The following is a 20512-nucleotide window of genomic DNA, read 5'->3' as shown; positions in this document are numbered from 1 at the left end:
TATCTGCAACGGTATGCAGGTCGACCGTATGGTTTTTTTTGACAACGGGAGTGACCTGCGGCGTAAGCCGCACGGGGCGGACGAAATAGGGAAAGGCGCAATACTATAAGTAAATGTCGCCTGAAGCCAAGGGGGGAAACAGCGGGCTATTCGAAAGGATGTTGCAAAGGGTGTCTTTACCCGCTGGCCGATGCTGTTTTTTATTTACTACACAGGGTTGTACACGGCTTGCTGGCAATTTGGCAAATGGCTGTCGCAAATCGTGCGCCTGATGTCGGTGGATTCACGCGGCGAAGGGCGCTGGCCGGGGAATGGGGCTGGGCGCATAGTCATTGTTCGACAACAACAAGGCAGAGGCGGCCATGACCAAGACCCTGCACCACCGTGCCTGTCACCTGTGCGAAGCGATCTGCGGGCTGAACATCGAAGTCAGCCACGAAGACGATGGGCGGGCGCTGATCAGCTCGATCAAAGGTGACCCCGAGGACCCGTTCAGTCGCGGCCATGTCTGCCCCAAGGCCGTGGCCCTGCAAGACATCCAGAACGACCCCGACCGCTTGCGCCAGCCCCACAAGCGGGTGGGTGAGCGTTGGCAGGCCATCGGCTGGGATGAGGCCTTTGCGCTGGCCGCCGACAAATTATGGGCGGTCCAGCAAGCCCATGGGCGCAATGCCGTGGCGGTGTACCAGGGCAACCCGAGCGTGCACAACTACGGCTTGATGACACATAGCAACTACTTCCTTGGCCTGCTCAAGACACGCAACCGTTTCTCTGCCACGTCAGTGGACCAGTTGCCACAACACCTGATCAGCCACTTGATGTATGGCCATGGCCTGCTGCTGCCGATTCCGGACATCGACCATACCGACTTCATGCTGATTCTGGGTGGAAACCCGCTGGCATCCAACGGCAGCATCATGACCGTGCCAGATGTGGAGAAGCGCCTGAAGGCCCTGCGTGGGCGCGGCGGGCGCCTGGTGGTGGTGGACCCGCGGCGCAGCGAAACGGCCGCTATGGCCGATACCCATTTGTTTATCCGCCCGGGCGGGGACGCGGCCTTGTTGTGCGGCATGCTCAATACCCTGTTCGAGGAGGGCCTGGCACAGGGTTCGCACTTGCCGGTCAACGGCCTGCGAGAGGTGCGCGAAGCGCTTGCGCCGCTCAGCGCCGAGGCCATGAGTGCGCACTGTGGCATTGCCGCGACGGACATCCGCCAGCTGGCACGGGACTTTGCCGCGGCTGGCAAGGCCGTGCTCTATGGCCGCATGGGTATCTCCACCCAAGCCTTCGGCACCCTCTGCCACTGGCTGGTGCAATTGATCAACCTGGTAACCGGCAACCTCGACCGGGAAGGCGGCGCGTTATGCACGGAGCCCGCTTTCGATCTGGTGGCGACTACCTCGGGTGGCCATTTCAACGCCTGGCAGAGCCGGGTATCGGGCTTGCCAGAATACGCCGGCGAGCTGCCCGTGGCTGCCCTGGCCGAGGAGATGCTGACACCTGGCGAAGGGCAGGTTCGCGCCCTGGTGACAGTGGCCGGCAACCCCGTGTTGTCCACACCCAACGGGCGCCGGCTGGATGCGGCGCTGGAAGGGCTTGAGTTCATGCTCAGCATCGACCTCTACATCAACGAGACCACCCGACATGCCGACCTGATCCTGCCCTCCACCTCAGCGCTGGAAAACGATCACTACGACAGCACCTTCAACCTGTTGGCCGTGCGCAATGTCACCCGCTTCAATCGGGCGATCCTGGCCAAGCCGGAAGGGGCGCTGCACGATTGGGAGATCTTCGTCGGCCTGGCGCAGGCGTTTGCCAGGCGAGCCGGGCTGGAGTTGAAACCGACCTGGGCGCCGGCGCAGATGATCGACCTGGCCCTGCGCAAAGGACGTTACGGTGATGCAACGCCTTGGCAGCTCTCGCTGGCGACACTGGACAATCACCCGCACGGGCTTGATCTCGGGCCGTTGCGCAGCAACCTCGCTGCGCGCCTGGCAACTGTCAGCAAGGCTGTCGAAGCGGCCCCCCAGGTGCTGCTGGACGACCTGCGCCGGCTGGCGCAACGGGCGCCCGCTGTACCCGGCGAACTGTTGCTGATCGGCCGCCGCCATGTGCGCAGCAACAACTCATGGATGCACAACTTCCATCGTCTGGTGAAAGGCAAGCCGCGCCATCAGTTGTTGATGCACCCGCAGGACTTGCAGCAGCGGAACCTGCAGGACGGCCAGCGGGTACGTATCCGCTCGCGTACGGGAGACCTCGAAATCGAGGTTCAGGCCTGCGAGGACATGATGCCGGGGGTGGTCAGCCTGCCCCATGGCTTCGGTCATGGCCGCCAGGGTGTGCACATGCAGATCGCCCAGACACAGCCCGGCGTGAGTGCCAATGACCTGACCGACGAGCGCTTTCGGGACTCGGTTTCCGGCAACGCTGCCCTCAATGGCGTGCCCGTGCAGGTAGAGGCCGCGTGAGGAACGGTAAGGCCGAGCACGCTGCTCGGCTTTCCGTTACAATGCGCCACCGTGCCGACGACCGCGTCGGAAAGTTCAGCCGAGGTGCTACATGGATATCATCGAAACGATCAAAGAGCAGATTGCCAACAACACCATTCTGCTTTACATGAAAGGCTCGCCGAATGCCCCGCAGTGCGGGTTCTCGGCCAAGGCATCGCAAGCTGTGATGGGTTGTGGCGAGAAGTTCGCCTACGTCGACATCCTGCAGAACCCGGAAATCCGCGCCAACCTGCCAAAATACGCCAACTGGCCGACCTTCCCGCAGCTGTGGGTAGCCGGTGAGCTGGTTGGCGGCAGTGACATCATGCTGGAAATGTTCGAGAAGGGTGAGCTGCAAACCCTGATCAAGGAAGCGGCTGCCAAGGCCAAGGCTTCTGAAGCCTGATTTCCGACAAGCATAAAAAAACCCGCTGATCGCGGGTTTTTTTTATGCGGCGAATATTTACTCTTCGCCCATCTGCGACTGCAGGTAATTCTCGATAGTGATCTTGTCGATCAGCCCCAACTGGGTTTCCAGCCAGTCGATGTGCTCTTCCTCGGATTCGAGGATGTCTTCGAGCATGTCACGCGAGCCGAAGTCGCCAGCGGTTTCGCAATGAGCGATGGCTGCCTTCAGGTCGACCAGGCCTTTCTTTTCGAGCTTCAGGTCGCACTCGAGCATTTCCTTGGTGTGCTCGCCGATCATCAGCTTGCCCAGGTCCTGAACGTTAGGAATGCCTTCGAGGAAGAGAATACGCTTGATCAGTTTGTCAGCGTGTTTCATCTCGTCGATGGATTCTTTGTACTCGTGCTTGCCGAGTTTGTTCAGGCCCCAATCTTCGTACATGCGTGCGTGCAGGAAGTACTGGTTGATCGCGACCAGCTCGTTTCCGAGGATCTTGTTGAGATGCTGGATGACGCTTACGTCGCCTTTCATTTCGGGTTCCTGCCCTGTAGAAGTGTGCCAATACAGTGAAGTTTGAGCCCGATACTTAGGAGTGTCAAACCTAAGTTGTTGAATAATAAGTGAAAATTAATAGGAATAAGAATGTTTGTGAACCGCGTTGCGGCGCTAACTTATTGAATTTCAGGCATAAAAAAACCGGACACAAGGTCCGGTTCTTTGAATTCTGGGGTTTCAGGCGGCGGTAAATTCCACCGGGTAGGGCAGGGCTGCCTGGCTGACCTGAAGCTCGGTCAGGGTCTCGCGGACCACCTGTTTGGCCAGGCAGGCGCATTTGCCACACTGGCTGGCGACATTGGTCGCGGCTCGCACTTCCTTGTAACTGCAGCATCCTTCATAGATCGCATCGCGGATCTGTCCGTCGGTAACGCCGACACAAAGACACACATACATAAGGGCTGACCATCGCGGGTTGAGTCGATGGGTTGGAGCTTAATGTTAATGAGAATGCTTGTCAAAGGACTTTCTGAAAGGGCCGTGCTTGAGCGACCGGCGGTTGCCTGCCTGATGGATTCGGCCTGTCATCAGAAGCCGTGTATGATGGTCGGCCTTTGTTGGATGTCGGGCAAGCCCGTCTGGCCCGGCAAACGGTTTTTCACCCTCATCAGGAGATTACAATGAGCGTACTCGTTGGTAAGAAAGCCCCCGATTTCACCGTTCCAGCCGTGCTGGGCAATGGCGAGATCGTCGACAGCTTCAACCTGGCTTCGGCCATCAAGGGCAAGTACGGCCTGGTGTTCTTCTACCCGCTGGACTTCACCTTCGTCTGCCCGTCCGAGCTGATCGCCCTGGACAACCGCATCCCTGACTTCCAGGCGCGCAACGTGGAAGTGATCGGTGTGTCGATCGACTCGCACTTCACCCACAACGCCTGGCGTAACACCCCGGTCAACAACGGCGGCATCGGCCAGGTGAAGTACACCCTGGCTGCTGACATGACCCACGAAATCTGCAAAGCCTACGACGTCGAGTCCGAAGGCGGCGTGGCTTTCCGTGGCGCCTTCCTGATTGACACCAACGGTGTTGTCCGTTCGCAGATCGTCAACGACCTGCCACTGGGCCGTAACATGGACGAGCTGCTGCGCCTGGTTGACGCCCTGCAGTTCCACGAAGAGCACGGCGAAGTCTGCCCTGCCAACTGGAAAAAAGGCGACAAAGGCATGAACGCTTCGCCAGAGGGCGTTGCTGCCTACCTGAGCGAGAACGCCGGCAAGCTGTAATTGCTGCGTGCATGAAAAACCGGCCCTGGTGGCCGGTTTTTTTGTGCCTGGCTTCTGGGGGCGCGAAGCGGCCCCAGCATTCAACTCAATCGTTGAAGTCGCGCCAGCCGCCCATCTCTTTCCAGCGGTTGACGATGCCGCAGAACAGCTCGGCAGTCTTCTCGGTGTCATAACGCGCCGAGTGCGCCTCGCGCCCGTCAAAGTCGATGTCCGCGCTCTGGCAAGCCCGTGCCAGCACAGTCTGCCCATAGGCCAAGCCCGCCAGGGTGGCGGTGTCGAAGCTGGAGAACGGGTGGAACGGGTTGCGCTTCAGGTCATTGCGCGTCACTGCCGCATTGAGGAAGCCCAGGTCGAAGCTGCTGTTGTGGCCGACCAGGATCGCTCGTTTGCAGCCATTGGCCTTGAGCGCCTTGCGTACGCCACGGAAGATGTCGGTCAGCGCGGTTTCCTCGCTGACGGCCATGCGCAGCGGGTGGTCCAGCTTGATCCCGGTGAACTCCAGCGCCGCCTGCTCGATATTGGCGCCCTCGAAAGGCTCCACCCGGTGGAAGTAGGTATGCTCGGGGAACAGGAAGCCCTTTTCGTCCATGCCGATGGTGACGGCGGCAATTTCCAGCAGGGCATCGGTAGCGCTGTTGAAACCACCGGTCTCCACATCCACCACTACCGGCAGGTAGCCGCGAAAGCGCTCGGCCATCGGGTGGCGCGAACCGCTGCTGCCCTGGGTGTCCAGGTCGTCTTCGTAGAGGTCTTCGCTCACGCGTTGTCCTCCAGCAGGCGCCAGCGCAGTTTTTCGCCAGCGCGCAGCGGGATTACGGTCTGCTCGCCAAACGGCAGGCTGTCTGGGGCGGTCCATTCTTCGCGCACCAGGGTAATGGTGTCGGTGTTCGCCGGCAGGCCGTAGAAGGCCGGGCCGTGCAGGCTGGCAAAGCCTTCCAGCTTGTCCAGCGCGTTACGCTGCTCGAACGCTTCGGCGTACATCTCGATGGCCGCATAAGCGGTATAGCAACCGGCGCATCCGCAAGCAGCTTCCTTGGCGTGACGGGCGTGCGGCGCCGAGTCTGTGCCGAGGAAGAATTTCGGGTTACCGCTGGTGGCTGCGTCCAGCAACGCCACCTGGTGAGTGTTGCGCTTGAGGATAGGCAGGCAGTAGAAGTGCGGGCGAATGCCGCCAACCAGCATGTGGTTGCGGTTGTACAGCAGGTGCTGCGCGGTGATGGTGGCACCGACGTTGGCCGGGGCCTCGGTGACGAACTGCGCGGCATCGCCGGTGGTGATGTGTTCGAACACCACTTTCAGCGTAGGGAAGCGCTCGACCAAGCGGCGCATGTGCTCGTCGATGAAGCGTTTTTCGCGGTCGAACACGTCGATCTCGCTACGCGTCACTTCGCCATGCACCAGCAGTGGCATGCCAACTTCCGCCAGGGCCTCGATGGCCGGGAAGATGTTGTCGATGCTGGTCACGCCTGAGTCGGAGTTGGTGGTGGCGCCGGCCGGGTACAGCTTGGCGGCGTACACGATGCCGCTGGCCTTGGCCGCGCGAACGTCCTCGGGGCTGGTGCGGTCGGTGAGGTACAGCACCATCAACGGCTCGAAGCGGCTGCCGGCAGGGCGGGCGGCCAGGATGCGCTCACGGTAGGCGCCAGCCTCGGCGGCATTGCGCACTGGCGGAACCAGGTTAGGCATGATGATGGCACGGGCGAAGGTACGCGCCACGTCGCCAACGGTGTGGGGCAGGACGGCACCATCGCGCAGATGGATGTGCCAGTCGTCGGGGCGCAGGAGGGTCAGGCGATCGGACATTGGGAATTCCAGGCGGGTCGAACTCAAGCCCCAATGCTACCGGAAAACCCTGGGTCGAGCACGGCTATCAAGTTTTCCGGCCTGCGTCCGATAGCCTGCAGGTAAGCCGTCAGAATTTGTGGAGCCGCCCGTGCGCCAGCGTTACCTAGCCCTGTTGACCCTGTTCGCCAGCCTGCCGGCGGGCGCGCTGACTTTCCAGACGCGCATGGAGAACATTGCCTGGAAGGTCGAGGGTGACCCGTTCGAGTGCCGCCTGACCCAGCCGATCGAAGGTTTCGGCAGCGGTGAGTTCGTACGCCGTGCGGGTGAGCAGCCCGTGTTCCAGCTGCGCTCGGACAGCAACGCATTGGGCACAGGTACAGCCAGCCTGCTGGCGGCGGCAGCGCCGTGGCAGCCTGGGCGTGGTGATATCAATCTGGGGAGCGTGCGCCTGGCGCGTACCGGTGTGCTGTTCAGCTCCTCCCAAGGGCAGGCCAGCCGCCTGATCAACGGCCTGCTCGACGGGCGCAGTACGGTGGTGCGCAGCTATTCCGGTGAGGCGGGCAGGCCGATGGAAGTCCGTGTGTTGCCGGTCAGCTTTGCCAAGGCTTACAGTGACTATCAGGCGTGTGCCGGCAAGCTGCTGGCGATGAACTACGACCAGGTGCGCCAGACCCAGGTCGGCTTTCCGGGGGGCGGCATCGAACTGGAAGGCGCTGCCAAGGCCCGGCTGGACCTGATCCTTGACTACATGAAAGCCGACCCGACGGTGAACCACATCGAGCTCGACGGCCATTCGGACAACAGTGGCAACCGCCTGACCAACCGTGACCTGTCGCGTCGCCGAGCGATGGCCGTGGCCGACTACTTCAAGGCCCATGGCGTGCCGGAAGAGCAGATTACCGTGCGCTTCCATGGTGAGCGCTACCCGTTGGCAAAGAACAACAATGCTGCCAACCGGGCGCGTAACCGCCGGGTGAATATTGAGCTGGATCGGGTTGCGGCGGTTGAGAAGCCGGTGCAGAAAACGGATGAGCAAGCAGCAGCTGCTGCTCCAGCCAGTCCGGCGCCGGCTGCGCCTGAAGCCAAGGCGCCCTGAGACCCCGGCACACGCCGTCGCCCTTCCGACAGTTCCTGTCGCTTTGTCGTCAGAAGCTGTCGCCCCACTGTAATTTTTTCTACAAGGCCGTTAGAATCGACCCCTTTCCGTACAACCCCGTGGAGTGATGGCATGGCGGACGTAAAAAAGGTCGTACTGGCGTATTCCGGCGGCCTTGATACTTCGGTGATTCTCAAGTGGCTGCAGGATACCTACAACTGCGAAGTGGTGACCTTCACCGCTGACCTGGGTCAGGGCGAAGAGGTCGAGCCGGCCCGTGCCAAGGCTCAGGCAATGGGCGTTAAAGAGATCTACATCGACGACCTGCGCGAAGAGTTCGTGCGTGATTTCGTGTTCCCGATGTTCCGCGCCAACACCGTTTACGAAGGCGAGTACCTGCTGGGTACTTCCATCGCCCGTCCGCTGATCGCCAAGCGCCTGATCGAAATCGCCAACGAAACCGGTGCTGACGCCATTTCCCATGGCGCCACCGGCAAAGGCAATGACCAGGTCCGTTTCGAGCTGGGTGCCTATGCCCTCAAACCTGGCGTCAAGGTCATCGCCCCATGGCGTGAGTGGGACCTGCTGTCCCGCGAGAAGCTGATGGACTACGCCGAGAAGCACGGTATCCCGATCGAGCGCCACGGCAAGAAGAAGTCGCCGTACTCGATGGACGCCAACCTGCTGCACATCTCCTACGAAGGCGGTGTCCTGGAAGATACCTGGACCGAGCACGAAGAAGACATGTGGCGCTGGAGCGTCTCGCCTGAGAACGCCCCGGACCAGGCAACCTACATCGAGCTGACCTACCGCAACGGCGACATCGTTGCTATCGACGGCGTCGAGAAGACCCCAGCCACCGTTCTGGCCGACCTGAACCGTATCGGCGGTGCCAACGGTATCGGCCGCCTCGACATCGTCGAGAACCGTTATGTTGGCATGAAATCGCGTGGCTGCTACGAGACCCCGGGCGGCACCATCATGCTCAAGGCCCACCGTGCCATCGAGTCGATCACCCTGGACCGCGAAGTCGCTCACCTGAAAGATGAGCTGATGCCGAAGTACGCCAGCCTGATCTACACCGGCTACTGGTGGAGCCCGGAGCGTCTGATGCTGCAGCAGATGATCGACGCTTCTCAGGTCAACGTGAATGGCGTCGTGCGCCTGAAACTGTACAAGGGCAACGTCACCGTGGTCGGCCGCCAGTCGGACGATTCGCTGTTCGATGCCAACATCGCGACCTTTGAGGAAGATGGCGGCGCTTACAACCAGGCAGACGCTGCAGGCTTCATCAAGCTGAATGCACTGCGCATGCGCATTGCCGCCAACAAGGGCCGTTCGATGCTCTGATTGCTGGCGAGTGCAAAGAAAACCTCGGCTCAGGCCGGGGTTTTTTTATGTGTGCCGAAAGGTGAGGGCATTCAATTGTGATTGCTCACAATATCGCTCTCGAGTGCACCGATCGACAGTTGCGCACATTGACGTTTATCCAGGTTGTAAAAGCGCCAGGTTCGCGTTGGCACGGTCGGTTGGGCAAGTGCATGCAGGAGTTGCTGCTCCATCATGCGATAGGCGTCGGGGCCGGAGAACATGAATGTGACAGGCTCACCCTGTACCGCTTCAAGGGCATCATTGGCCATGGCTGGCGCGGTCACACTGTTCACTGCTGGCGTATTGTCGTGTGTCATTCTGCTGGGTGGCGGGCTGTAAAACGACTTGTAATTGAAGTTGAGCGTCAGAAAAAACAGCGCTGTCAGAAAGAACGGAAAGCCTACCAGGAACCAGGTGTAGAGCTTTTGGCTGGACTCGCTGAGAAACGGCAGTGTGGCAAGTGCGGAGGCTTCGATAATCCCCGCGAAGATGGCAATGATCGTCAGCGGGGCAACAGGTTGTGCTTGGGTCATGTGGGCCATCTCCAGCGGTTTTGCCCATCTTTACCTTACTGCGGCACTCAACTAAAGACTGGATTGTTTTCCGGGTGAGGAATAATCGGCATAAAGCCATACAGCTTTGTTTTTTCAGCGCGTTTGAGTTGGAAGTTTCGCCCGCAAATGTTCTGTTTTCAACTGGTGTGTTTTAGCAGGTGGGTGATAACGTTGATTTTGGTACTAAAGAACTCGTTTGTTACAACCCTGGTCGTGATGTGTAGGAAATTTCTGTAAGTGTTGTAAGTTTTGTCTGTCCATGAGTTTCGTCGGTAAATCACCGCGCCAGCAGGCGTCCTGTCGGTTATCGTGGCGTGCCAAAGCAACAACAATGAATGAATGGATATCGCATGAATAAAGTGCTTATCGTGGATGATCATCCGGTCATACGCCTGGCCGTACGCATGCTGATGGAGCGGCATGGGTATGACGTCGTGGCGGAGACCGACAATGGGGTGGCTGCGCTGCAGCTGACCCGGCAACACCTGCCGGATATCGTGGTGCTGGATATCGGTATCCCGAAACTGGATGGCCTGGAGGTGATCGCCCGCATGGCGACGTTCAGCCCGGGTAGCAAGGTACTGGTGCTGACGTCGCAGGCTCCTGGCAACTTCTCGATGCGCTGCATGCAGGCGGGGGCAGCGGGTTATGTGTGCAAGCAGCAGGAACTTACCGAGCTGTTGAGCGCCATCAAGGCCGTGTTGTCGGGCTACAGCTACTTCCCCAACCAAGCCCTGCACGCGTCACGTGGTCGGAGCGCGGGAAGCGAGGTGGATATGGTCAACCGCCTCTCTGCGCGTGAGATGACGGTGCTTCAACAGCTGGCGCGAGGGCGTTCGAACAAGGAGATTGCTGACAGCATGTACCTCAGCAACAAGACGGTCAGTACCTACAAGTCGCGGCTGTTGCTCAAGCTCAATGCACGGTCGCTGGTCGACCTGATCGAGCTGGCGCAACGGCAAGGTCTGAACTGACTGTCAGGCCTTGAAGCCTCCAGCCAGGAGGCTTTGCAAGGCTACAGGTCCGGCATTACAGGTCGTAGTCGAAATCGGCCAGCTGCTTTTGCAGGCGCCGTTCTTCCAACATGTTGTCGATGGTGCGGCGTTTGCTCAGGTTGGTCTTTGCGGTTTCCACCTGGGGCTCCGCGTCATCGTCTGCGGCAACAAAATCATCTTCGATCGACAGGTCGTCTTTATCGGTACTCATGAGTCGCTCCAAGCCAAGGGGCCATTGGCCGTCCTTATAACCAGAAAGCAGACGCTGGTAAAAAAGATTTTTTCAATCGTCGTGAGTGGTTTTCAGCTATCGCCTCAATCGTCAGAGGTTTTGTGCTTGTACTCGCACAAATCTTCGATCCTGCAGCTGCCGCACCTTGGCTTGCGCGCCTGGCACACATAACGCCCGTGCAAGATCAGCCAGTGGTGGGCGTCGAGCAGGTAATCTTTTGGTACGAACTTGACCAGTTTCTTTTCCACTTCCAGCACCGTTTTGCCTGGCGCAATGCCCGTGCGGTTACTCACGCGGAAGATATGGGTATCCACAGCCATGGTCGGTTGGCGGAACGCTGTGTTGAGCACCACGTTGGCGGTCTTGCGGCCCACACCGGGCAGCGCCTCCAATGCTTCGCGGGTTTGTGGCACCTGGCTGTCGTGGCGCTCGATCAGCAGCCGGCAGGCCTCTATGACATTCTTGGCCTTGCTGTTGTACAGCCCGATGGTCTTGATGTACTCGCTAAGGTCTTGAACGCCTAGGGCATAGATGGCCTCGGGAGTGTTGGCGACGGGGAACAGGCGGGCGGTGGCCTTGTTGACGCCGACGTCGGTGGATTGCGCGGACAGCGTCACGGCGACCAGCAGTTCGAACGGGGTGGTGTAGGCCAGTTCGGTCTTCGGGTCGGGGTTGTCTTCGTGCAGCCTGCGAAAGATCTCCAGGCGTTTGGCGGCATTCATGAAATCAGAGCTTTCCTTGACGACGTGGGTGGGCAGGGCCCGGACGCAAGCGATTGTACAAGGCCAGCAGCAGTCCGAGCAGTAGCAGGGCGCCCGGGGCCAGGCTGGCCAAGTGCAGGTCGGCAAAGTCGGCCAACCATTGGCGGCTGGCGCCGAGCAGCAGGCAGCTGGCAAAAAACGCACAGAGGTGCCTGGCGAGCATACGCCAGCGGCCTTGGTCGGGCAGCAGATGATCGCTGGCCAGGCATTGCAGGCACAGCAAGGCGGGATAATGGCCTAGGGCAAGTGCCAAAGGCAGCGACCAGGCACGCAGGGCCATTTGCAGGCAGCTGACCAAGGCTGCCAGCAGCAGCAGGCTGGCCAGGACAAAGGCCCAACTGGCCAGGCGCTGACGCAGCGGCATCAGCAAAAGCTGATGCAGGCTGCCTGTCACTACCGCGCACAGGCCAATGGCAGCGCCCTCACGCAGTGTTCGGGTAGCGCCCAGCAGGGGCACCAGGCTTACGGCCAGCAGGCAGAACTTATTCATGCGCGGCACCCTCCAGCAGTACGCTGCGCTGCTCATCGAAATAGCTCAGCGCCTCCTGCAGTGCGCTGATTACCGCTCGGGAGGTCACGGTTGCGCCGGCCAACTGGTCAACGTCACCCTGGTCCCGTTTAAGCGCCCAGTGATCGCCCTGATGGCGGTTGTCGAACTGCCCCAGCCAGTGCAACTGCGGGTCGCCCAAGCGCGCGCCCAGGCCTGGGCTTTCCTGTTGTTCTATCACTTGGCTGCCGATCAGGCGGCCGTCTGTGGCGATGGCGACGCTCAGTACGATCGGTGCGGTATAGCCTTGGGTTTGAGTGACCAGGATGATAGCGCTTGGCTTGCCCGCCATCGTGGCACGGTAAGCCGCCAGAATGCGGCTGTTGGGCCTCTGTGCGTCGGGCTTTGGTAGCGGGCTGTCCAGTGGCTGGTTGTCATAACTGCCCTCGGGCAGCACCGCCAGCCGTTGGCGGCTTTGCAGTTGCTTCTCGGCGTTGGTGATGGCTGGGCCGGTCCAATGCCGCCATGCCAAGGTGGCAGACACTGCCAGTACCCCTGTCAGCAACAGTAGGCCCACATCACGCGCCAGGCGTTTCACCTGGCGGCCTGCTGGCGCTGCGCGGTCAGGCGCTCAAGCGTCGGTGCCATGAGATTCATCAGCAAGACGGCGAACGCGGTGCCATCCGGGTAGCTGCCCCAGGTGCGAATCAGGTAGATGAGTAGCCCTGCGCCCAGGCCGAAGCACAGCCTGGCCTGTTCGTTCCTGGGCCCGGATACTGGTTCGGTGGCAATGAAGAAGGCTGCCAGCATGGTCGAGCCGGAGAACAGGTGCAGCAAGGGTGAGCCGTTGGAGTCCGACCCAGAACCGTTCCAGCCCAACAGGCTGAATACGAACAACCCTGTCAGCAGGCCCAGCGGCGCATGCCAGCTGATCACCTTACGCTGCAACAAGAACAGGCCGCCGAGCAGGAATGCCAGGTTGACCCATTCGCTGCCGCGCCCGCCGATGCTGCCGAAGCCCGGATGGCTGGCAAACAGCTCCTCGATGGTCAGGCTGCGGTTGTGGCGCAAGCCGTCGAGCAACGTCGGCCGGGCCCAGGCGTCGATCTGTTCGCCTCCGGCGAATACCTGCTGCAGGCTGTCGAGCAGGCCTGGAGGCTGCCCCGGCCAATGGTTCATTTGCAACGGGAAGCTCAGCAGCACGAAGGCATAGCCGACCATGGCCGGGTTGAACAGGTTGCGTCCGACACCGCCAAAGGCCTGCTTGCCGAAACCGATGGCAACGCTTGCGGCGATCATCGGCAACCACCATGGGGCCAAGGTGGGCAGGGCGGCCGCCAGCAGCACGGCGGTTACCAGTGCGCTGCCGTCGGCTAACGCCGTGCTCAGTGGTTGAGCGCGCAACGTCAGCAGCACTGCTTCGCACAGTAATGCGGCGGTGGCACATAGCAGCAGGTTCAGCAGCATGCCCCAGCCATGCAGCCACAACAACGTCAGAAGGCCAGGCATACAGGCCAGCAAGACCAGGCCCATGCTGGTGCGTAGCCGCGGGTCGGGCTTGCTGTTCATTGACCGAACATTCCGTTGAAACCGGAAAATGCCATGGCCATTAACCCGGCACCGATCAATTCGATAGGCAGGCCGCGCAGTACACCGGGGATATCGGCATGGGCACTGCGCTGGCGCAAATCGGCGAACAACACCAGCGCCAGCCAGAAGCCGCCGCCTGCCAGCAAGCTTTGCAGCAGCGTAGCCGGCCAAGTGCTGTCATCGCCTGCCTGCTGCAGTGTCAGCCCCAGCACTGTGGCATTGCTCAACAGCAGCGCTGGCAACCCGGCTACGGGCCAGGCCGGGCGCCATTTGGTCAGTAGCCAGGGAACGCCCCAGGCGAGCAGTGCTAGCCAGGGCAACAACAGGAACAGGGCAAGGTCGGGGATGTGCAGCGGGGCAAGTACCCCGCGTATCAGCAGCTGTGCGCCGATCGCACCCAACGCGATGCACAGGGCGCAGGCCAGGCCGTGCACATGCAGGTGCTGCCTGGAGATTGGCTGTTGCAACAGGCACAGGTGATTGACCAGCGCGGCGCTGATCACGACCAGAAAGTAATCGCTCATGAGATGACGATAGCCGGGAATGCTGGTGATTGTCCGGTAATCAAGGTGCAGAAGAAACTGCCCCGGCACGAGGGCCGGGGCAGGGGGTGTTACTTGATACGCTGGCCTGGCTTGGCGCCGCTGTCCGGGCTCAGCAGGTAGATCTCTTCACCGCCAGGGCCGGCAGCCATGACCATGCCCTCGGATACGCCAAAGCGCATCTTCCGGGGCTTGAGGTTGGCCACCATCATGGTCAGGCGGCCTTCCAGCTTGGACGGGTCGGGGTACGCCGACTTGATGCCGGAGAACACGTTACGACGCTCGTCACCGATGTCCAGGGTCAGTTGCAGCAACTTGTCGGCACCCGCTACGGCTTCGGCCTTGACGATCAGCGCCACGCGCAGGTCGACGGCAGCGAAGGTGTCGAACTCGATTTCTGCCGACAGCGGGTCCTTGCTCAGCTCGCCGTTGCCAGCCGGGGCCTTGGCTTCGGCGGCCAGCAGGTCTTCCTTGCTGGCTGCGACCATGGCTTCGACCTTGGCCAGTTCGATGCGGCTCATCAGGGCCTTGAACGGGTTCAGTTTATGGTTTTCCAGGCGCGATGGGTGGTCGCTCCAGGCCAGCGGGGCAACGTTGAGGAACGCCTCGGCGTCTGCGGCCAGCACCGGCAGTACCGGCTTGAGGAAGATCACCAGCTGGCGGAACAGGTTGATGCCCTGGGCACAAATGGCTTGTACTTCATCCTGCTTGCCTTCCTGTTTGGCCAGCGACCAGGGGGCCTTGTCGGCGATCCAGGCGTTGGCGCGGTCGGCCAGTGCCATGATTTCGCGCATGGCGCGGCCAAAATCACGGGCTTCATAGGCTTCGGCGATGGATGGAGCGGCAGCCAGGAAGGCTTCGGTCAGCTCAGGCGCGGCATCACCGCTTACCATCACGCCTTCGTTGCCTTTGTGGATGAAGCCGGCGCAGCGGCTGGCAATGTTGACGACTTTGCCCACCAGGTCGGAGTTGACCTTCTGCACGAAGTCTTCCAGGTTCAGGTCCAGGTCGTCGACGCCACGCCCCAGCTTGGCCGCGTAGTAGTAACGCAGGTATTCCGGCTGCAGGTGGTCGAGGTAGGTGCGGGCCTTGATAAACGTGCCACGCGACTTGGACATCTTCGCGCCGTTGACGGTCAGGTAGCCGTGCACGTTGACGGCAGTCGGCTTGCGGAAGCCGGCACCTTCGAGCATGGCTGGCCAGAACAGGGCGTGGAAGTTGACGATGTCCTTGCCGATGAAGTGGTACAGCTCGGCCTTGGAGCCTTCGCTCCAGAACGCATCGAAGTCCAGCTCCGGGCGGCGCGCGCAGAGGTTCTTGAAGCTGGCCATGTAGCCGATTGGCGCATCCAGCCACACATAGAAGTATTTGCCCGGTTCGCTCGGGATTTCGAAGCCGAAGTACGGCGCGTCGCGGGAGATATCCCACTCCTGCAAGCCGGAGTCCAGCCATTCGGCCAGCTTGTTGGCTACCGCGTCCTGCAGGGTGCCGCTGCGGGTCCACTGCTGCAGCATGGCCTGGAAGTCTGGCAGCTTGAAGAAGAAGTGCTGGGAGTCGCGCAGTACCGGTGTGGCACCGGAGATCGCCGACTTGGGGTTCTTCAGCTCAGTGGGCGCATAGGTGGCGCCGCATTTTTCGCAGTTGTCGCCGTACTGGTCTTCGGCCGCACACTTTGGGCAGGTGCCCTTGATGAAACGGTCGGCCAGGAACATGCCCTTTTCAGGGTCGAAGTACTGGGTGACCGAACGGGTGGCGATGTGCCCGGCTTCACGCAAGCGCGTGTAGATCAGGCTCGACAGCTCGCGGTTCTCTTCGCTGTGGGTAGAGTGGAAGTTGTCGAAGTCCACCAGGAAGTCAGCGAAGTCGCTGCTGTGCTCGGCCTGGACGTTGGCGATCAGCTGTTCCGGGGTGATGCCTTCTTTCTCGGCGCGCAGCATGATGGCCGAACCGTGGGCGTCGTCAGCGCAGACGTAGATGCACTGGTTGCCGCGCATTTTCTGGAAGCGGACCCACATGTCTGTCTGGATGTACTCGAGCATATGGCCTAGATGGATTGATCCATTGGCATAGGGCAGGGCGCTGGTGACGAGAATCTGACGTGGCTCGGACATGGTGGCTCGGCTACTTATCTGGCGACGGGGTAAAAATTAAGGGTGATCGGCCACTATAAAGGGCTGGCGAAGATATTTCACCCCGCATACGCGTCTACTGACGATTGACGGGTTAGGATAGGCGCCTGTTTTACATTCAGTTTGCCAATGGGAGTCTCCATGAGTGCCGTCACCCGTGCCGCCGTCGAAGGCGTGCTTCGCCAGTATACCGACCCCTACCTGAACCAGGACCCGGTCAGCGCCGGCTGCGTGCGCGCCATCGATATCCAGGGTGGGCAGGTCAGTGTGCAGTTGCAACTGGGGTATGCCGCCGGGCTATTCAAGAATGGCTGGGCCCAGGTGCTGCAGACCGCCATCGGCAACCTTGAGGGCGTCAGCAACGCCCAAGTGTCGATCGACTGCGTGGTGGCCGCACACAAGGCCCAGGCCCAGGTGCCAGCCATGGCCAACGTCAAGAACATCATCGCCGTGGCCTCGGGCAAAGGCGGTGTGGGCAAGTCGACCACTGCGGCCAACCTGGCCCTGGCCCTGGCCCGCGAAGGTGCACGGGTGGGTATTCTCGATGCTGACATCTACGGCCCCAGCCAGGGCGTGATGTTCGGTATCGCCGAAGGCACCCGGCCGCAGATTCGCGAGCAAAAGTGGTTTGTGCCGATCAAGGCCCATGGCGTGGAAGTCATGTCCATGGCCTTCCTCACCGACGACAACACGCCGATGGTCTGGCGTGGCCCGATGGTCTCCGGCGCGCTGCTGCAACTGGTAACCCAGACCGCCTGGGACGACCTGGACTACCTGGTGATCGACATGCCACCTGGCACCGGCGACATCCAGCTGACCCTGGCGCAGAAGGTGCCGGTGGCAGGTTCGGTGATCGTCACCACCCCGCAGGACCTGGCGTTGCTGGATGCCAAGAAAGGCGTGGAGATGTTCCGCAAGGTCAACATCCCGGTGCTGGGGGTGGTCGAGAACATGGCCGTGCACATCTGCTCGAACTGCGGCCATGCCGAGCACCTGTTCGGCGAAGGCGGCGGCGAGAAACTGGCGAGCCAGTACGGTGTCGACCTGTTGGCATCGCTGCCATTGTCGATGCTGATCCGTGAGCAGGCCGACAGCGGCAAACCGACGGCGATTGCCGAGCCGGAAAGCCAGATTGCCATGGTCTACCAGGAGCTGGCGCGCCAGGTGGGTGCGCGGATCGTGTTGCAGGAAGCGGCGGCACCGGCGATGCCGAGCATTACCATCAGCGAAGACTGATCGGAGACCGAGTCGCCTGCTTCGCGGGCAAGCCCGCTCCCACAGGCATTGCGTAGCACTTGAAGCCCGCGCGGTCCCTGTGGGAGCGGCTTTAGCCGCGAAGAAGCCTGCGCCGAATTTCGAACAGGCATAAAAAAACCCGCCAGAAGGCGGGTTTTTTAGAAAGCTAAAAAGCTAGATCGACTTAGGCGATCTGAACTTCTTCAGCCTGCATGCCTTTCTGGCCGCGGGTAGCGACGAAAGTAACAGCCTGGCCTTCTTTCAGGGTTTTGAAGCCGTCAGCTTGGATGGCTTTGAAGTGCACGAACAGGTCGTCGCCCGACTGAGGGGTGATGAAGCCGTAGCCTTTCTCATCGTTGAACCACTTAACAACACCGGATTGACGGTTGGACATTTTTCTGTCTCCTTGGACAATTTGATAACGGTCAGGAAAAACCCTGCCCGGGACTGAGCGCAAAGAGAGCAGAAAATTCAGCGATGGGCCGATCAGGATCGTGCATCAAACTAGAGATTCTCGGTGTCACGTGCAGCACAGTGGCGCCACCTTACCCCACTTTCCGCAACCTGCCAATGGTCAGAAGGCGCTTTACGCAAATTCGGATCGACGGCGGCTACAGCCCCCGCCCGGCGCGGGATGAGGTATAGAACTTTAACCTGGGCGCCGGGACCGGTAAGATGCGCGTCACGATTTTCACCATGCAACTCTTCAGGACACCCCCGCCATGAGCATCAAATCGGACAAGTGGATTCGCCGCATGGCGCAGGAACACGGCATGATCGAGCCGTTCGTCGAGCGCCAGGTGCGCGGCGAACAGGACAGCCGGGTGATCTCCTTTGGCGTCTCCAGCTATGGCTACGACGTACGCTGCGCCGACGAATTCAAGGTGTTCACCAACATCAACTCGGCTACCGTCGATCCGAAAAATTTTGATGCCGGCAGCTTCGTCGACATCAAGAGCGACGTGTGCATCATCCCGCCAAACTCCTTCGCCCTGGCGCGCACCGTCGAATACTTCCGCATTCCGCGTGACGTGCTGACCATCTGCCTGGGCAAGAGCACCTACGCCCGTTGCGGCATCATCGTCAACGTCACCCCACTCGAACCCGAGTGGGAAGGCCATGTGACGCTGGAGTTCTCCAACACCACCACGCTGCCAGCGAAGATCTACGCCAACGAAGGCGTGGCGCAGATGCTGTTCCTGCAGTCTGACGAAGAATGCGAAGTGTCCTACAAGGACCGTGGCGGCAAGTACCAGGGCCAGCGCGGCGTTACCCTGCCGCGTACCTGAGCCGACAAGCGCGGGGAATTCCCCGCGCCTTTGGCGCTCCAACGGAGTAATGCCGGTGCGCATGATGTGCATCGGCTTTCGTCAGGAGCAGCCAATGAAACTCCATCCCGCAATCAGTGCCAAGCTGGCAGGCCTGCAGCCCAATCATGTGGGGTTGTTGCCCTGGTCACTGCTGGCGCATCCGCTGCCGTTGCAGGCGGGGGGCGTGCCCCATCAGCCTGATCCCGATACCCCGCAGCCACCAGAGCCTGGTGAAACGCCACCCATGGAGCCGGGCGAGCCGACCTTGCCGGATGAGCCGCCCCCAGCGCCTGTAGCCTGAGCGCCTTTAAAGTGGCCAGACGCGCCCTTCAAACGCGTCGGTGGAAAGCAAATGTCTTCCAGCCACGCTTGGCAAACCACACCTTGGCAAGGTCGGTGGCGGCGGGCATGAGGCACATGGTCCATCGAAGGTTGTGCTTCTACAGATCGCCCGGCAGGTGCAATGGTTTTACCGAATCAGTTGCCCAGCAGGTAGCCACTGCGACACACCTGCTCGCCAGCAACATGGGCGATGACCATGCCTGAAGTGGCCATGCGCCTTACGCTGCGGGCATACAGCAGGCCCGGTTGACTGTTGCGCACTGCCGTTACCCGGTCGCTGAGCGGGTCAATGACTTCGGCAATCAACTGGCCAGCTTCCAGGTGCTGCCCAGGTTTGGCGTGGTACACCAGCAAACCGCCCAGTGGCGTCACGACCGGTTCGACAGCGGCCAGCGGCGTGGCTGGGCTGAGCAAGGGCGGCAGGGTAGGGCTGGCGCCTTCGATAACACCTGCGTGGGTGAGGAAGTCGAGTATCGCCTGACAATCCTTGCCGGCCAGGTCATGGCTGACATCGGCCTGGCCGCGCAGTTCGACAGTTACCGAGCAGCAACCCAGCGGGATAGGGAAGCGCTTGCCGAAACGTTGCTGCAACTGCCACCAGACGAGGCTGAAGCATTCATCGAACGACTGCCCGCCCGAGTCGGTGGCCAACAGGCTGGCCTGGGCACCCAGGTAGCGGGCCAAGGGTTCGATCCGTGGCCAGGCGTCTGGTGTGGTGTACAGGTGCTCGACCGCCTCGAAGTCGCAGTGCAGGTCCAACACCATGTCGGCATCGCAGGCCAGGCGCTGCAGGATCAGGCGCTGGGCTTGCAGCGGTGTACGGGCCGGGTGTGCGTCCAGCCCACGACGCAGGTATTCGCGGATCAGCTCAACGTTGTGCGCCGGGTTTTGGGTCAGGTGTTCTTCGATCTGGTCGCCGATGCTGTCCGACAGGTCGACGAAGTTGCGGTTGAAGTTCTCGCCGCTTTGCAGTTCGAAGCGCCCCAGCGGCGCATCCAGCAGCACTTGCTCCAAGCCGACCGGGTTGGCCACCGGCACCAGGATGATCTCGCGCTGTAGCCGGTCTAGTTTTTCCAGTTCTACCAGGCGGCGCTTGAGGTGCCAAGCCACCAGCATGCCGGGCAGTTCGTCGGCATGCAGGGAAGCCTGGATATAGATTTTGCCGCCACTGCGAGGGCCGAAGTGGAAGCTGTGCAACTGGCGGGTGATGCCCGGAACGGGTGAGAGCAGGTCGTGGGTTGAATGGTGCATGGTGGTCCTGGATGCGTGGCGAATACGGTCTGCGACACAGGTCGGCACACTGATAGAAGCATAGTTTTTGGCGTTGCGCCTCAATGGGGTCGCGACCTTTTCAGCCCCAGCAGTGCCTGCAATGTGGCCAGGTCGTCCGCCTCTTCTACCTGCTT

At 60.9% G+C, this 20512-nt stretch carries 23 protein-coding genes; 9 read left to right on the top strand and 14 right to left on the bottom strand.

The genetic code is table 11. The features are described from left to right. Positions 1 to 362: 362 nt before the first annotated feature. Both QQL85_RS14955 and grxD read left to right on the top strand, forming a co-directional pair. A complete protein-coding gene (locus QQL85_RS14955) occupies positions 363 to 2471 on the top strand; it encodes a molybdopterin oxidoreductase family protein (protein WP_284354293.1) in 2109 nt (702 codons plus the stop codon). Between the two features lie 91 nt (positions 2472 to 2562). Continuing rightward, positions 2563 to 2898 (top strand): Grx4 family monothiol glutaredoxin, encoded by a 336-nt coding sequence (grxD, locus tag QQL85_RS14950; RefSeq protein ID WP_056802131.1) that lies wholly within the window; start codon positions 2563 to 2565, stop codon positions 2896 to 2898. Positions 2899 to 2955: 57 nt separating this feature from the next. Here the strand turns inward: grxD and bfr are convergent, their stop codons facing one another. Next, the gene (gene bfr / locus QQL85_RS14945) at positions 2956 to 3429 is read right to left on the bottom strand and encodes a bacterioferritin (RefSeq protein WP_019096555.1); all 474 of its coding nucleotides are present in this window, start codon (positions 3427 to 3429) and stop codon (positions 2956 to 2958) included. A 201-nt stretch (positions 3430 to 3630) separates the two neighbouring features. Next, a complete protein-coding gene (locus QQL85_RS14940) occupies positions 3631 to 3849 on the bottom strand; it encodes a bacterioferritin-associated ferredoxin (RefSeq protein WP_045185737.1) in 219 nt (72 codons plus the stop codon). A 224-nt stretch (positions 3850 to 4073) separates the two neighbouring features. Here QQL85_RS14940 and QQL85_RS14935 point away from each other — a divergent pair, with 224 nt between their 5' ends. Then, entirely contained in the window at positions 4074 to 4676 is a 603-nt protein-coding gene (locus tag QQL85_RS14935; RefSeq protein ID WP_003254945.1) for a peroxiredoxin, read from the top strand. A gap of 85 nt (positions 4677 to 4761) precedes the next feature. Here the strand turns inward: QQL85_RS14935 and rnt are convergent, their stop codons facing one another. Then, the gene (rnt, locus tag QQL85_RS14930; RefSeq protein ID WP_434482138.1) at positions 4762 to 5373 is read right to left on the bottom strand and encodes a ribonuclease T; all 612 of its coding nucleotides are present in this window, start codon (positions 5371 to 5373) and stop codon (positions 4762 to 4764) included. Between the two features lie 59 nt (positions 5374 to 5432). Next, positions 5433 to 6479, bottom strand: coding sequence for a dihydroorotase (gene pyrC, locus QQL85_RS14925; protein ID WP_016713746.1), 1047 nt, complete (start codon positions 6477 to 6479; stop codon positions 5433 to 5435). A gap of 130 nt (positions 6480 to 6609) precedes the next feature. Here pyrC and QQL85_RS14920 point away from each other — a divergent pair, with 130 nt between their 5' ends. Together QQL85_RS14920 and QQL85_RS14915 are read left to right on the top strand one after the other, a co-directional pair. Beyond that, positions 6610 to 7557: a flagellar protein MotY gene (locus QQL85_RS14920; protein WP_284354291.1), complete on the top strand. Its 948-nt coding sequence runs from the start codon at positions 6610 to 6612 to the stop codon at positions 7555 to 7557. Positions 7558 to 7689: 132 nt separating this feature from the next. After that, positions 7690 to 8907, top strand: coding sequence for an argininosuccinate synthase (locus tag QQL85_RS14915; protein WP_284354290.1), 1218 nt, complete (start codon positions 7690 to 7692; stop codon positions 8905 to 8907). A 71-nt stretch (positions 8908 to 8978) separates the two neighbouring features. Here QQL85_RS14915 and QQL85_RS14910 read toward each other — a convergent pair whose 3' ends face one another. Further along, a complete protein-coding gene (locus QQL85_RS14910; protein WP_284354289.1) occupies positions 8979 to 9461 on the bottom strand; it encodes a hypothetical protein in 483 nt (160 codons plus the stop codon). 371 nt (positions 9462 to 9832) lie between these two features. Here QQL85_RS14910 and QQL85_RS14905 point away from each other — a divergent pair, with 371 nt between their 5' ends. Then, positions 9833 to 10456 carry a response regulator transcription factor gene (locus QQL85_RS14905; RefSeq protein ID WP_284354288.1) on the top strand — a complete coding sequence of 208 codons (624 nt, stop codon included), beginning with the start codon at positions 9833 to 9835 and terminating at the stop codon, positions 10454 to 10456. 55 nt (positions 10457 to 10511) lie between these two features. On the opposite strand, the gene QQL85_RS14900 is transcribed toward QQL85_RS14905, so the two are convergent. The 7 genes from QQL85_RS14900 to metG all read right to left on the bottom strand — a co-directional run bounded on the left by QQL85_RS14900 (position 10512) and on the right by metG (position 16200). Then, on the bottom strand, positions 10512 to 10688 hold the full coding sequence (locus QQL85_RS14900) for a PA3496 family putative envelope integrity protein (RefSeq protein ID WP_012273877.1): 177 nt from the start codon (positions 10686 to 10688) through the stop codon (positions 10512 to 10514). 104 nt (positions 10689 to 10792) lie between these two features. Continuing rightward, positions 10793 to 11431 (bottom strand): endonuclease III, encoded by a 639-nt coding sequence (gene nth / locus QQL85_RS14895; RefSeq protein WP_284354287.1) that lies wholly within the window; start codon positions 11429 to 11431, stop codon positions 10793 to 10795. 4 nt (positions 11432 to 11435) lie between these two features. Further along, positions 11436 to 11960, bottom strand: a complete 525-nt coding sequence (locus QQL85_RS14890; protein ID WP_284354286.1) for an Rnf-Nqr domain containing protein — start codon at positions 11958 to 11960, stop codon at positions 11436 to 11438. Next, a complete protein-coding gene (locus QQL85_RS14885) occupies positions 11953 to 12555 on the bottom strand; it encodes an RnfABCDGE type electron transport complex subunit G (RefSeq protein WP_284354285.1) in 603 nt (200 codons plus the stop codon). Before QQL85_RS14885 ends, QQL85_RS14890 begins: the two co-directional genes overlap by 8 nt. Continuing rightward, on the bottom strand, positions 12552 to 13526 hold the full coding sequence (locus QQL85_RS14880; protein WP_284354284.1) for an RnfABCDGE type electron transport complex subunit D: 975 nt from the start codon (positions 13524 to 13526) through the stop codon (positions 12552 to 12554). Before QQL85_RS14880 ends, QQL85_RS14885 begins: the two co-directional genes overlap by 4 nt. Next, positions 13523 to 14071: an Rnf-Nqr domain containing protein gene (locus QQL85_RS14875; RefSeq protein WP_284354283.1), complete on the bottom strand. Its 549-nt coding sequence runs from the start codon at positions 14069 to 14071 to the stop codon at positions 13523 to 13525. The genes QQL85_RS14880 and QQL85_RS14875 overlap by 4 nt, the downstream gene beginning before the upstream one ends. Positions 14072 to 14160: 89 nt before the next feature. After that, complete coding sequence (gene metG, locus QQL85_RS14870; RefSeq protein ID WP_284354282.1) at positions 14161 to 16200, bottom strand: methionine--tRNA ligase; 2040 nt, start codon at positions 16198 to 16200, stop codon at positions 14161 to 14163. A 159-nt stretch (positions 16201 to 16359) separates the two neighbouring features. Between metG and apbC the strand changes: the two genes are divergently transcribed. Further along, positions 16360 to 17454, top strand: a complete 1095-nt coding sequence (gene apbC, locus QQL85_RS14865) for an iron-sulfur cluster carrier protein ApbC (RefSeq protein WP_284354281.1) — start codon at positions 16360 to 16362, stop codon at positions 17452 to 17454. A 184-nt stretch (positions 17455 to 17638) separates the two neighbouring features. Here the strand turns inward: apbC and QQL85_RS14860 are convergent, their stop codons facing one another. Beyond that, positions 17639 to 17848, bottom strand: a complete 210-nt coding sequence (locus tag QQL85_RS14860; RefSeq protein WP_003254922.1) for a cold-shock protein — start codon at positions 17846 to 17848, stop codon at positions 17639 to 17641. A gap of 328 nt (positions 17849 to 18176) precedes the next feature. Between QQL85_RS14860 and dcd the strand changes: the two genes are divergently transcribed. Continuing rightward, complete coding sequence (gene dcd, locus QQL85_RS14855) at positions 18177 to 18743, top strand: dCTP deaminase (protein WP_003258001.1); 567 nt, start codon at positions 18177 to 18179, stop codon at positions 18741 to 18743. A gap of 94 nt (positions 18744 to 18837) precedes the next feature. Then, positions 18838 to 19065, top strand: a complete 228-nt coding sequence (locus QQL85_RS14850) for a hypothetical protein (RefSeq protein WP_284354280.1) — start codon at positions 18838 to 18840, stop codon at positions 19063 to 19065. 176 nt (positions 19066 to 19241) lie between these two features. On the opposite strand, the gene QQL85_RS14845 is transcribed toward QQL85_RS14850, so the two are convergent. Next, complete coding sequence (locus tag QQL85_RS14845) at positions 19242 to 20357, bottom strand: succinylglutamate desuccinylase/aspartoacylase family protein (RefSeq protein WP_284354279.1); 1116 nt, start codon at positions 20355 to 20357, stop codon at positions 19242 to 19244. Between the last annotated feature and the right edge of the window lie 155 nt (positions 20358 to 20512).

Origin of the sequence: Pseudomonas putida, from assembly GCF_030159595.1 — a bacterium.
GTDB classification, from domain to species: Bacteria; Pseudomonadota; Gammaproteobacteria; order Pseudomonadales; family Pseudomonadaceae; genus Aquipseudomonas; species Aquipseudomonas putida_AC.
The sequence above is the reverse complement of the archived record's forward strand: the minus strand, read 5'-3'. Positions and strand labels throughout refer to the sequence as shown.

What these genes read in the sequence shown, in the direction of transcription:
- QQL85_RS14955 (WP_284354293.1), top strand. Translation starts at nt 363, where the DNA reads ATGACCAAGACCCTGCACCACCGTGCCTGTCACCTGTGCGAAGCGATC.
- grxD (WP_056802131.1), top strand. Translation starts at nt 2,563, where the DNA reads ATGGATATCATCGAAACGATCAAAGAGCAGATTGCCAACAACACCATT.
- bfr (WP_019096555.1), bottom strand. Translation starts at nt 3,429, where the DNA reads ATGAAAGGCGACGTAAGCGTCATCCAGCATCTCAACAAGATCCTCGGA.
- QQL85_RS14940 (WP_045185737.1), bottom strand. Translation starts at nt 3,849, where the DNA reads ATGTATGTGTGTCTTTGTGTCGGCGTTACCGACGGACAGATCCGCGAT.
- QQL85_RS14935 (WP_003254945.1), top strand. Translation starts at nt 4,074, where the DNA reads ATGAGCGTACTCGTTGGTAAGAAAGCCCCCGATTTCACCGTTCCAGCC.
- rnt (WP_434482138.1), bottom strand. Translation starts at nt 5,373, where the DNA reads ATGGCCGAGCGCTTTCGCGGCTACCTGCCGGTAGTGGTGGATGTGGAG.
- pyrC (WP_016713746.1), bottom strand. Translation starts at nt 6,479, where the DNA reads ATGTCCGATCGCCTGACCCTCCTGCGCCCCGACGACTGGCACATCCAT.
- QQL85_RS14915 (WP_284354290.1), top strand. Translation starts at nt 7,690, where the DNA reads ATGGCGGACGTAAAAAAGGTCGTACTGGCGTATTCCGGCGGCCTTGAT.
- QQL85_RS14910 (WP_284354289.1), bottom strand. Translation starts at nt 9,461, where the DNA reads ATGACCCAAGCACAACCTGTTGCCCCGCTGACGATCATTGCCATCTTC.
- QQL85_RS14905 (WP_284354288.1), top strand. Translation starts at nt 9,833, where the DNA reads ATGAATAAAGTGCTTATCGTGGATGATCATCCGGTCATACGCCTGGCC.
- QQL85_RS14900 (WP_012273877.1), bottom strand. Translation starts at nt 10,688, where the DNA reads ATGAGTACCGATAAAGACGACCTGTCGATCGAAGATGATTTTGTTGCC.
- nth (WP_284354287.1), bottom strand. Translation starts at nt 11,431, where the DNA reads ATGAATGCCGCCAAACGCCTGGAGATCTTTCGCAGGCTGCACGAAGAC.
- QQL85_RS14890 (WP_284354286.1), bottom strand. Translation starts at nt 11,960, where the DNA reads ATGAATAAGTTCTGCCTGCTGGCCGTAAGCCTGGTGCCCCTGCTGGGC.
- QQL85_RS14880 (WP_284354284.1), bottom strand. Translation starts at nt 13,526, where the DNA reads ATGAACAGCAAGCCCGACCCGCGGCTACGCACCAGCATGGGCCTGGTC.
- QQL85_RS14875 (WP_284354283.1), bottom strand. Translation starts at nt 14,071, where the DNA reads ATGAGCGATTACTTTCTGGTCGTGATCAGCGCCGCGCTGGTCAATCAC.
- metG (WP_284354282.1), bottom strand. Translation starts at nt 16,200, where the DNA reads ATGTCCGAGCCACGTCAGATTCTCGTCACCAGCGCCCTGCCCTATGCC.
- apbC (WP_284354281.1), top strand. Translation starts at nt 16,360, where the DNA reads ATGAGTGCCGTCACCCGTGCCGCCGTCGAAGGCGTGCTTCGCCAGTAT.
- QQL85_RS14860 (WP_003254922.1), bottom strand. Translation starts at nt 17,848, where the DNA reads ATGTCCAACCGTCAATCCGGTGTTGTTAAGTGGTTCAACGATGAGAAA.
- dcd (WP_003258001.1), top strand. Translation starts at nt 18,177, where the DNA reads ATGAGCATCAAATCGGACAAGTGGATTCGCCGCATGGCGCAGGAACAC.
- QQL85_RS14850 (WP_284354280.1), top strand. Translation starts at nt 18,838, where the DNA reads ATGAAACTCCATCCCGCAATCAGTGCCAAGCTGGCAGGCCTGCAGCCC.
- QQL85_RS14845 (WP_284354279.1), bottom strand. Translation starts at nt 20,357, where the DNA reads ATGCACCATTCAACCCACGACCTGCTCTCACCCGTTCCGGGCATCACC.